Origin of the sequence: Neisseria sp. SLRRB23 (genome assembly GCF_050896295.1) — a bacterium.
In the GTDB taxonomy this organism is placed as follows: Bacteria; Pseudomonadota; Gammaproteobacteria; order Burkholderiales; family Neisseriaceae; genus Neisseria.
In genome coordinates, this window is sequence record NZ_JBPBFH010000094.1 from 1 (window position 1) to 410 (window position 410).

Below are 410 nucleotides of genomic sequence, written 5' to 3' on the forward strand. Positions count from 1 at the left end.
AAACAAAGGCCTGACCGCCACCAGCTCCAGTAACAACCTGCTGACCGGCAGCAAAATGAGTGAGTTGAACGATCAGCCTTCCGCCGCGCCCAAGCGGCGACCGCATACCGTTTATGCAGGCGATACCGTCATCTGCCGTCGTCTGAAAGCCTTTCAGACGGCATTTTGCCGCGTCCGTTTATTTGGGCAGCTTGACGACAACCGTATCCGCCAATATGTCGTAAAGCGTGCGGCGGTCGCGTTTGACCATAAAGAGCAGGACAAAGTTGGCAAGGAATGCTTTTACGGAATGTTTCTGTCGCAGGGTAGGTATCACGTCGGTGATCATCGTCATGAGCGACGCGGTTGATGCCTACGCGTGCGCCGACATCAGGTTTAACCGGGGAATTTAAGTCGAAATCATCAATGGC

At 53.9% G+C, this 410-nt stretch carries 1 pseudogene; it reads right to left on the bottom strand.

The features are described from left to right. Positions 1 to 178 precede the first annotated feature (178 nt). Positions 179 to 280: pseudogene (locus tag ACRPFF_RS11225) on the bottom strand (RDD family protein); the annotation flags it as partial. Positions 281 to 410 lie beyond the last annotated feature (130 nt).